This is a genomic window from Bradyrhizobium sp. AS23.2, assembly GCF_001908185.1.
In the GTDB taxonomy this organism is placed as follows: Bacteria; Pseudomonadota; Alphaproteobacteria; order Rhizobiales; family Xanthobacteraceae; genus Bradyrhizobium.
Genome location: NZ_LGHM01000234.1, coordinates 1 through 10,616, shown reverse-complemented (window position 1 = coordinate 10,616; position 10,616 = coordinate 1). Strand labels below are relative to the sequence as shown.

Genomic DNA, 10,616 nt, shown 5'->3' with positions numbered 1-10,616 from the left:
CCGCTCCTGCCGCAGCGCCAGCGCAAGCGGGCTCCGTCAATCCACCCCCGCCGCAACAAGCGCCGCAGCCGGCGCGCGCCGCCTGTAACAACCCGAATGCGCTCGGCGTCGCTCGCACCGTCGAGATCGACACCACCGGCGGGCCCGGCTTCGGCTTCGAGCACTTCAAGGAGCTCGACTTCCTGCGCGACCACGAGGTGGTGCTGACCTTCGACGACGGTCCATGGCCGCACAACACGCCGGCTGTGCTGAAGGCGCTGGCCGATCAGTGCACTACGGGTATCTTCTTCCCGATCGGAAAACACTCGACCTATGAGCCTGAGATCCTGAAGCAGGTCTACGCCGCCGGCCACACCGTCGGCGCGCACACCTGGTCGCACGCCAATCTCAACAACAAGAAGCTGACCGAGCAGCAGAGAAAGGACGAAATCGAGAAGGGCTTCAGCGCCGTGAAATGGGCGCTCGGCGGCATCTCGCCCTCGCCGTTCTTCCGCTTCCCTGCGCTGCAGCATCCGCCGGAGATGGTCACCTATCTCGGCACCCGCAACATCGCGATCTTCTCGTGCGACCTCGATTCCTTTGACTTCAAGGCCTCCAAGCCCGAGAAGGTGATCGACACCGTGATGAAGAAGCTCGACAGCAAGGGCAAGGGCATCATCCTGATGCACGACTTCCAGAAGCATACCGCGGAGGCCCTGCCCGAGCTCCTGAACCGCCTCAAGGCCGGCGGCTACAAGGTGGTGGCAATGCGCGCCAAGGCACCAGTCTCGACGCTGCCCGAATACGACCAGGAGCTGCTCAAGGACGTCAAGCTACCGACGGTGAGCCAGCGCCCGGTCAATTCCGTGGTGACGACCGTTTCCGAATAGCCGGCAATTGTCTTTCCGCTTCGAAGGTTACGTCATCGTCTCCGCGGACGGCATGCTCGCCGACGCGAGCCATGTCATGCCCGACAGTCTGAAGTTCGAAGGCGACAAGCTGTTCTTCGAGCAGGCGCTCGACCGCGCCGCATTGATCGTGCACGGCCGGCACTCGCACGAGCAGCAGCCGAATTCGCCGAAGCGCAAGCGGCTGATCCTGACCCGCAAGATCAAGGCGCTCACCGTCGATCCGGAGATGCCAAACGCGACGTTGTGGAATCCGGATCATGCGAGCTTCGAGGAGGCCCGCGCCTTTGCTGACGTGGCTTCCGGCACCGTCGCAATCATCGGCGGCCCCGTCGTGTTCGACATGTTCATGGACCGCTACGACACATTCTGGCTGTCGGAGGCGCCGCATGTGCGCCTGCCTGGCGGTGAAGGCTGCTTTGTCGGCGTGCCGGAGCGGACGCCGCATGAGGTGCTGGCGGCGCATGGGATGAAGCCCGGCGCACCGTATACGCTCGATGCAGCGCATGACGTTACGGTCACGGCCTGGCGCAGGGTGGGTTAGCGCCGGCGTAACCGCCGGCCTCTTCACTCACATCGCGGTCGGGGAGCGGTGGATTACGCCTTAGCCGAACGCACCTTGGGAGACCTACACGTCCCCATAGGCCGCCTCGACCGGGCGCGTGGCGCGGCCATAACCGATGATCATGAACAGCGCGCCGATGATCGACAGGTTCTTGAGCGCGTCGACCAGCATCTTGGCGTTGTCAGGCGGCACCTGGTTCCAGAAATCGTAGAACAGGACAGTGGCGACCGCGACGTAGACGATCAGCAGCATCGCAAAGAAGCGCGCGCCGAAATTCAACGCAATCATCAGCCCCGCGATGATCTCGAGCCCACCGACCGCGATCGCCAGCAACTGCGGCGTGGTCATGGCGGTCGCCGTTTCGACCTGCTTGGCGTAGGGCTCGATGACGTCAGGCACCACGACCTTGGTGGCGATGAAATCGGCGGTCGCCTGGATGGCAAAGAGCTTGGTCGCGCCCGTGTAGATGAACAGCACGGCGAACAGGATCCGCCCGAAAGTCACGAACGCTGGCATGATCGGCCTCTTGGCAAAGCTCAAAGCGCGGGACGCTTGGGGGGATTATGAAGACTCCGTTTGCGGTTTTCAAACGGGGAAATGGAGAACTGCAAGTAATTCAAAATGGGCGGCGCGTTGAACGGTTGGCGCTCTCTAGCGGAATCGAACCAAGAGTGACAAGGATGGCCCCTGCGCTCTCGGCGTCATGGCCGGGCTTGTCCCGGTACCAAGACCGTGGATGCCCGGGACAAGCCCGGGCATGACGAGTTCACGGGGCGGCCGGCCCCTCAAAAAGCCTCCTCGAAGGCGTAAAGCAGCTACGTAAACAACGTCGGCTGCTGCCGTGCGGCGCGTTCCTGGGCTTCGACCACGGCGACCGCGGTCATGTTGAGGATGCCGCGCGCGGTCACGCCGGGCGTCAGGATGTGCGCCGGGCGCGCCGGGCCGATCAGGATCGGGCCGACGGGAAGCGCATCCGCCAGTGCCTTGATCATCTGGTAGGCGACGTTGGCGGTGTCGAGGTTCGGCATGATCAGGATGTTGGCCTCGCCCTCGAGCTTGGAGTGCGGCAGCACCAGCTTGCGCGCCGCCGCCGACAGCGCGGTGTCGCCCTGCATCTCGCCGTCGGCCTCGATCTCCGGGTGCTTCTCCTTCAGAAGCTGGGTGGCCCGGCGCATCTTGCGCGAGGAGTCCGTGTCGTAGCTGCCGAAATCGGAATGTGACACGAAGGCGATCTTCGGCTTCAGCGTGAAGCGCTGGACGTGGAGCGCCGCGAGCGCCGCGATCTCGGCCAGCTCCTCCGCGCTCGGATTGGGCCGCACCTGAGTATCGGTGAGGAAATAGGCGCCCTTGCTCGTGATCATCAACGCGAGCGCCGCATAGTCGCTGATCCCCGGCGAGAAGCCGACGATCTCGCGGACATGGCGCAGGTGGCTCATGTAGCGCCCCTCGACGCCGCAGAGCATCGCATCCGCCTCCCCGCGCACCACGGCAAGCGCCGCGATCACGGTGTTGTTGGTGCGCACGACCGTACGCGCCGCATCCGGCGTCACGCCGCGGCGACCGGCGACCTCGACATAGGACTGCACATAGGAGCGGTAACGCGGATCGTCCTCGGGATTGATGAGGTCAAAGTCCTTGCCGGCCCGGATCGAGAGGCCGAAACGCTTGATCCGCGCCTCCACGACGGAAGGACGGCCGACCAGGATCGGCCGCGCCAGCTTCTCCTCCAGCACGACCTGGGTGGCGCGCAGCACGCGCTCGTCCTCGCCTTCGGCGTAGATCACGCGCACCGGCTGGGTCTTGGCCTTCGCGAACATCGGCTTCATGACGAGGCCGGAGCGGAAGGCGAAGCGCTCGAGCAGCGCGGTGTATTCGTCGAAATTGGTAATGGGGCGCGTCGCGACACCCGACTCCATCGCGGCCTTGGCGACAGCCGGCGCGATGCGCAGGATCAGGCGCGGATCGAACGGGCTCGGGATGAGCGACCCCGGGCCGAAGCCCTGCGTCTCGCCAGTGTCAAGGCCCTGCGCGACCGCATCCGATGGCGCTTCGCGCGCGAGCTGCGCGATGGCCTCGACGGCGGCATGCTTCATCTCCTCGTTGATCGCGCTGGCACCGACGTCAAGCGCGCCGCGGAAGATGAAGGGAAAGCAGAGGACGTTGTTGACCTGGTTCGGGTAGTCGGAGCGGCCGGTGCAGATCATGGCGTCGGGGCGCACCTTCCGCGCTTCCTCCGGCATGATCTCCGGCGTCGGGTTGGCAAGCGCCATGATCAGGGGCTTGTCGCCCATCGCCTTGGCCATCTCCGGCTTGAGCACACCCGGTGCCGACAGGCCGATGAAGATGTCGGCGCCGCCGATGACATCGGCGAGCGTGCGCTTGTCGGTCTTCTGCGCATAGACCGCCTTCCAGCGGTCCATCGAGGTATTGCGGCCCTCATGCACGAGGCCGTCGATGTCGCAGACCCAGATATTCTTGCGCTGCGCGCCCATCGACACCAGGAGGTTCAGCGTCGCGAGCGCGGCCGCCCCTGCCCCCGACGCCACGATCTTGACGTCGGACAGTTTCTTGCCGTTCAGCCGCAGGCCATTGGTGATGGCGGCGGCGACGATGATGGCGGTGCCGTGCTGGTCGTCATGGAAGACCGGGATCTTCATGCGCTCCTTCAGCCGAGTCTCGATCTCGAAGCATTCCGGTCCGCGAATGTCTTCCAGATTGATGCCGCCGAAAGTCGGCTCGAGCGCCGCCACGGTCTCGACCACGCGGTCGATGGTGTCGGCCGCGATCTCGATGTCGAACACGTCGATGCCGGCGAATTTCTTGAACAGGACCGCCTTGCCCTCCATCACGGGCTTGGAGGCCAGCGGGCCGATATTGCCGAGGCCGAGTACCGCGGTGCCGTTGGAGACCACCGCAACGAGGTTGGCGCGGGTCGTCAGCGTCGCAGCTTCCGCCGGGTTCTTCGCGATCTCGGTGCAGGCGGCGGCAACGCCCGGAGAATAGGCAAGCGCGAGGTCGCGCTGGTTGGCGAGCGGCTTGCTCGCCTGGATCTCGAGCTTTCCGGGGCGCGGTAGACGGTGATAGGCCAGCGCCGCCTGGTGGAGATCATCAGAATAGGACGACATGCGGTGTCTCGCCTCGCGTTACCGGCCTCAAAATGCAAGATCCGGAGCGGCCGCCCGAGCGGACGGTATTTCCGGGCCATGGAAACGGGATGAAGCACGCCGGGCGCCTCGGTGGCAACATCCGATTGCGGCCCCATCAACAGGGCGCCCGGTCAAATATTTGATAGCTATAGCTTTCCCTGGACCGCACGGCGCTTCGCGAATATGGCAGCTTGCGCAGTGCAAACGAGCAACTGGAGCTGGGAATGAAGCGAATCCTGATCGGCCTGATCGCACTTGGCGTGCTTGCCGTGGGCGGATGGTTCGGCTTCAACCTCTACGCAAAACATCGCGCCACCGCCGAAGTCGAGGCCGCCTTCGACCGAATCCGCAGCCACGGCAACAAGGCGAGCCACGGCAAGGTGGCCTTCGACGTGATGAGCCGGACGCTGACGGTCGAGGACATCGCGGTCGCTCCCGAGAGCCAGCCGCAGGCGCAGATCAAGATCGCCGGCATCAAGGGCACGGGCGTTCGCCTGATCGACGATATCAGCTTTTCGGCCGATAGCATCGACATCAGGGATTTCGAAGTCAGACTGGACCAGGTCGGCCCGGCGAAAGTGAAGGCCTCCTACAAGGTCCCGCAATTGACCATGCGCGACTACGCAGGTCCCATTCACGCCGGAAATGCGCCAGCGGACGGCTCCCTGATCGAGATGTACCGCTATGTGCTCGATCAGTACGCAGGCGTCTCGGCATCGTCGCTCACGGCCCCGGCGCTGTCGATGACCTTCGATGCGGGCAGCAGCGCCATCGGCAGCGCCGAGTTCTCGTACTCCGGGCTGGAGATCCAGAATCTGAAGCACGGCAAGATCGATGCGATGAAGGCAGACCACGCCGTCTTCACGGTCGACGTGAAGCAGCTGGGCAAACAGGACAAGCTGACCGGCGATCTTTCCAACATCATCGTCAATGACTTTGATGCGACCGCGATTGCCGCCGCGCTCGACCCCAAGACCAGTGACGACAGCTTCCACCGTGTCTACCGGCAAATCTCGGTCGGCCCCTACGTGCTCAAATCGGCGCAGGGCATGCGGATGGACATCGAGGGAATCACTTTCGAGGACGTCGCGGTGCAGCCGTCGAAATTCCGGCCGACCGAGATTCTTGCACTCCTGCCGGCGGATCGGTCGGCTCCTCCGACGCCGGCACAATCGCGCGAAATGATGGAGAAGCTCGCCGGCTTCTACGAAGGCCTTCGCGTCGGCAAGGTCGAGATCGGCAAGATGTCGATGGGAACGCCGCAAGGGACGGCCAGGATCAACGCTATCAGGTACCGCGAGGGCGAATTCGCGGTCGAGGGCCTGGATGCGCCGGTCCCGCAGGGGCAGTTCAAGATGGAGCGCTTCGCCCTGAAGTCCTTCAGCACGGCTAATCTGTTGCGTTGGGCAGCAGGCCTCACGAACGTCGGAGAGGCGCCCGCGCCGGATCAGATACTCGGCCTGTTCCGCGTGCTCGAAGGCGCCGAAATCAAGGGTGTGGTCGCGCCCTACAAGAACACGCGGCAGCTCGTCACCATCGACACGATCAGCCTGAACTGGGGCCAGCTGATCGGATCGATCCCCAGCAAGGCCAATCTGGTCGTGAAGATGGTGACCCCCACCGATCCCTCTAATCCGGCGCAGCGACCGCTTATCATGGCGGGCGTCGACAAGCTCGCGATCGACCTCGATCTCGGCGCCGCCTGGACGGAGTCCTCGGGCGCGTTTGCGTTTGCGCCAGCCACCATCAATCTCGGCAATCTCGCCAGGGCGCAGGCACGCTTCGCGCTCGCCAATGTGCCGCGTGGCGTGTTCACGGCCGACCCGGTGCAGGCCATGGGTCAGGCGGCGCAGATCGAGACCGGCGCGATCGAGCTTTCCTTGCGCGACAGCGGCGTCGTCGATCTGATCGTGGCGCAGTTTGCACGTACGCAGAACATCAGCCGCGACGCCGCGCGCAGCGCCATCGTCGAGATGACCCGGGCGCAGGGCGAGAAGATCACGACCGCCAACCTCGATGCCAAGGCGGCAGTCGATGCGCTTGCCGACTTCGTCGCGACGTCAGGGCAAACGCTCACCATCAAGCTGACGCCACTCGGCAAGGTGCCGGTGCTTCAGCTCGTGGATGCCCTGAACAGCGAGCCGATCGTCGCGCTGGCGCAGTTCCGCATCGAGGCGTCGACGGGGCTGTAAGCACGGCTGCTGAGCCGATTTCCATCTCGTGTCCCGGACGCGACGCGGCATGAAATGACGCGACGCAGAGCCGGGACCCAGAAAGGCCGGTATGCGCTGAGACGTGGGCCCCGGCTCTGCAGCGCACCGCTGACTGGAGGATGCTTCGCATCGCCAGGGAAGTGTTGCGCTGCGTCCGGGGCACGAGACCGAAAACCGGCTCAGCTCACTTCTGCGGCAGGTTGACCCGCACATGCAGCTCGCGGAGCTGCTTGGTTGTGGGTTCCGACGGCGCGCCCATCAGCAGGTCCATGGCCTGCTGGTTCATCGGGAACAGCGAGATCTCACGCAGGTTGGTGGTGCCGCAGAGCAGCATCACGATGCGATCCACGCCCGCGGCCATGCCGCCATGCGGCGGCGCGCCATACTGGAAGGCGCGGTACATGCCGCCGAAACGATCGACCACCTCCTGCTCGCCATAGCCGGCGATCTCGAACGCCTTCACCATCGCTTCCGGCACGTGGTTACGGATGCCGCCCGAGGCGATCTCGTAGCCGTTGCAGGTGATGTCGTACTGGAACGCCTTGATGGTCAGCGGATCCTGGCCCTTCAGCGCATCGAGGCCGCCCTGCGGCATCGAGAACGGGTTGTGCGAGAAGTCGACCTTCTTGTCGTCCTCGTTGTACTCGTACATCGGGAAGTCGACGATCCAGGCGAGCTCGAACCGCTCCTTGTCGGTGAGATTCAATTCCTCGCCGACCTTGTTGCGGGCAAGGCCAGAGAACTTCCAGAACTTGTCGGGATCGCCAGCAACGAAGAAGGCGGCATCGCCCTCCTTCACACCGAGCTGCGTGCGGATCGCAGCGGTGCGCTCCGGCCCGATGTTGTTTGCCAGGGGACCTGCGCCCTCGCCGCCCTCGCGCCACATGATGTAGCCGAGACCAGGCTGGCCCTCGCCCTGCGCCCACGAATTCATGCGATCGCAGAACGCGCGCGAACCGCCGCCCGTAGCTGGGATCGCCCAGACCTGGTTCTTCGGGTCTTCGAGCATGCGCGCGAACACCTTGAAGCCGGAGCCACGGAAGTGCTCGGAGACGTCCTGCATCTCGATGGGGTTGCGCAGGTCCGGCTTGTCGCTGCCATACTTGCGCAGCGCTTCGGCGAACGGAATCCGCCGCCAGCCTTTTGTCACAGGCTTGCCCTTGGCAAATTCCTCGAACACGCCCGTGATCACCGGCTCCATCGCCGCGAAGACGTCCTCTTGAGTCACAAAGCTCATCTCGATGTCGAGCTGGTAGAACTCGCCCGGCAGGCGGTCGGCGCGCGGGTCCTCGTCGCGGAAGCAGGGCGCGATCTGGAAGTAGCGGTCGAAGCCCGACATCATCAGCAGCTGCTTGTACTGCTGCGGCGCCTGCGGCAACGCGTAGAATTTGCCGGGATGGATGCGCGAGGGCACCAGGAAGTCGCGCGCGCCTTCCGGCGAGGACGCGGTCAGGATCGGGGTGTTGAACTCGAAGAAGCCCTGCCCCTTCATGCGGCTGCGCATGGAATCGATGATCGCGACGCGCGTCATGATGTTCTGGTGCAGCTTCTCGCGGCGCAGGTCGAGGAAGCGGTATTTCAGGCGGATGTCTTCAGGATATTCCTGGTCGCCGAAGACCGGCAGCGGCAGATCGCCGGCCGGGCCGAGCACCTCGATCTCGGTGACATAGATCTCGATCTTGCCGGTCGGCAGATCGTCATTGTCGGTGCCTTCGGGGCGACGACGGGCCTTGCCGTCCATCCGCACTACGAATTCCGAGCGCAGCTTTTCGGCCAGCGAGAACGCCGGCGAGTCCGGATCGACCACGCACTGGGTCAGGCCGTAATGGTCGCGCAGGTCGATGAACAGCACGCCGCCATGGTCGCGGACGCGATGGACCCAGCCTGAAAGGCGGACCGTCTCGCCGATGTTGCTCTCGCGGAGCGCGCCGCATGTATGTGACCGGTAGCGATGCATGGTCGTCCCAAAATCAATGTCGGAGGATCGAATCGGACGGCCGAAACAGCCGGTCCGAAGTTGCGGCAGGGTTTACCCGACGAGGCCGGGGGCGGCAACCAAGGGAACGCCCTGTTTTGGGCCCGGAGCGCCCATTTTTGGCCGATTAGGCCCCAAGCCTTTGCCATCAGGCGTTCCCCGCCTATCTTTAGGGCCATGACGGTTCATTTCCCCTTCCAGAACTCCTATTCGGCACTGCCGGACAGCTTCTTCGCCCGCGTCGCGCCGACCCCCGTTGCCGCGCCCCGGCTGATCAAGCTGAACCGGCCGCTGGCGGTCCAGCTCGGGCTCGATCCCGACCTGCTGGAGACTTCGGAAGGCGCCGGGATACTGGCCGGGAAGACGGTTCCTGCCGGAGCCGATCCCATCGCCATGGCCTATGCCGGACACCAGTTCGGGCACTTCGTGCCCCAGCTCGGCGATGGCCGAGCGATTTTGCTCGGCGAGGTCATCGACAGAGACGGCATTCGTCGCGACATCCAGCTCAAGGGCTCGGGCCCGACCCCATTCTCCCGCCGCGGCGATGGCCGCGCCGCGCTCGGCCCGGTGCTGCGCGAATACATCGTGAGTGAAGCGATGTTCGCGCTGGGCATTCCGACCACGCGTTCGCTTGCCGCCGTCGTCACCGGCGAGCACGTCATCCGCGAGACTGCGCTGCCTGGTGCGGTGCTGACGCGCGTCGCCTCGAGCCATATCCGCGTCGGCACCTTCCAGTTCTTCGCCGTTCGCCGCGACACCGATGCGATCCGCCGGCTCGCCGATCACGTCATCACCCGTCATTACCCCGAGCTGCTCACCGCCGAGCGGCCTTATCACGCCCTGCTCGCCGGCGTCGTCGCGCGCCAGGCCGATCTCGTCGCGCGCTGGTTGCTGGTCGGCTTCATCCATGGCGTGATGAACACCGACAACACGTCGATCTCCGGCGAGACCATCGATTACGGCCCCTGCGCCTTCATGGATGCCTACAATCCGGCGCAGGTGTTCTCCTCGATCGACGAGATGGGCCGCTACGCCTATGCCAACCAGCCGCGCATCGCGCTGTGGAATTTGACCCGGCTCGCCGAATGCCTGCTGCCGCTGTTCTCGGACGACCAGGAGAAGGCGGTCGCGGAGGCACAGGAAATCCTTGGCGCATTCGCCGAGAGCTTCACCGAGGCCTACCAGGCGGGCCTGCGCAAGAAGGTCGGCCTGTTCACGGCGCGCGACAGCGACGAGGCGCTGATCCAGGACCTGCTCGACGCCATGGCGAAGAACCAGGCCGACTTCACCCTCACCTTCCGCAGGCTAAGCGATGCCGCAGGCGATGAGTCTGGCGTCGCCGACGCCCGCGCCCAGTTCATGGACCCCTCAGCCTTCGACGACTGGGCCAAGCGCTGGCGCGAGCGCACGGCGCTGGAGCCGCAAAGCGCGGCCGAGCGGCAGGCCGCCATGCACGTCGTCAATCCGATGTTCATCCCGCGCAACCACCGCGTCGAAGCGGTGATCCAGGCCGCGATGAACAACGACGATTACGCGCCGTTCGAAGAGCTGGTGAAGGTGCTCGCGAATCCGTACGCGGACCAGCCGGGGTACGCGGCTTACGCCGATCCGCCGTTGCCGGACCAGCGGGTGTTGCAGACGTTTTGCGGGACGTGAGGAATTCGTAGGATGGGTAGAGCGAAGCGAAACCCATCATCCTCGTTCTATCGTGCCGGCGATGGGTTTCGCTTCGAGGCTGGGCAAGTATCTGTTTTGCGCCCACCTTACACGGCGTATTCGAATGTTGGACGAATTTGGCCTCGGAGTGGCGGTGGGGCGGCCCGTAGCCGG

At 64.7% G+C, this 10,616-nt stretch carries 7 protein-coding genes; 4 read left to right on the top strand and 3 right to left on the bottom strand.

What is annotated here, in order from left to right; genetic code table 11:
• Together AC630_RS38710 and AC630_RS38705 are read left to right on the top strand one after the other, a co-directional pair.
• The coding region (locus AC630_RS38710; RefSeq protein ID WP_074123621.1) for a polysaccharide deacetylase family protein at window positions 1-869 on the top strand (869 nt) is incomplete at its 5' end.
• A gap of 7 nt (window positions 870-876) precedes the next feature.
• Complete coding sequence (locus AC630_RS38705; RefSeq protein ID WP_074123620.1) at window positions 877-1,431, top strand: dihydrofolate reductase family protein; 555 nt, start codon at window positions 877-879, stop codon at window positions 1,429-1,431.
• Between the two features lie 84 nt (window positions 1,432-1,515).
• Here the strand turns inward: AC630_RS38705 and AC630_RS38700 are convergent, their stop codons facing one another.
• Together AC630_RS38700 and AC630_RS38695 are read right to left on the bottom strand one after the other, a co-directional pair.
• Window positions 1,516-1,968, bottom strand: coding sequence for a DoxX family protein (locus tag AC630_RS38700; protein ID WP_074123622.1), 453 nt, complete (start codon window positions 1,966-1,968; stop codon window positions 1,516-1,518).
• A 299-nt stretch (window positions 1,969-2,267) separates the two neighbouring features.
• Window positions 2,268-4,577 carry an NADP-dependent malic enzyme gene (locus tag AC630_RS38695; RefSeq protein WP_074123619.1) on the bottom strand — a complete coding sequence of 770 codons (2,310 nt, stop codon included), beginning with the start codon at window positions 4,575-4,577 and terminating at the stop codon, window positions 2,268-2,270.
• 245 nt (window positions 4,578-4,822) lie between these two features.
• Here AC630_RS38695 and AC630_RS38690 point away from each other — a divergent pair, with 245 nt between their 5' ends.
• Complete coding sequence (locus AC630_RS38690) at window positions 4,823-6,790, top strand: aq_1923 C-terminal domain (protein ID WP_074123618.1); 1,968 nt, start codon at window positions 4,823-4,825, stop codon at window positions 6,788-6,790.
• 205 nt (window positions 6,791-6,995) lie between these two features.
• On the opposite strand, the gene aspS is transcribed toward AC630_RS38690, so the two are convergent.
• Window positions 6,996-8,768: an aspartate--tRNA ligase gene (gene aspS / locus AC630_RS38685; RefSeq protein ID WP_074123617.1), complete on the bottom strand. Its 1,773-nt coding sequence runs from the start codon at window positions 8,766-8,768 to the stop codon at window positions 6,996-6,998.
• Window positions 8,769-8,963: 195 nt separating this feature from the next.
• Between aspS and AC630_RS38680 the strand changes: the two genes are divergently transcribed.
• Window positions 8,964-10,442, top strand: coding sequence for a protein adenylyltransferase SelO (locus AC630_RS38680; protein WP_074123616.1), 1,479 nt, complete (start codon window positions 8,964-8,966; stop codon window positions 10,440-10,442).
• Window positions 10,443-10,616: the final 174 nt, after the last annotated feature.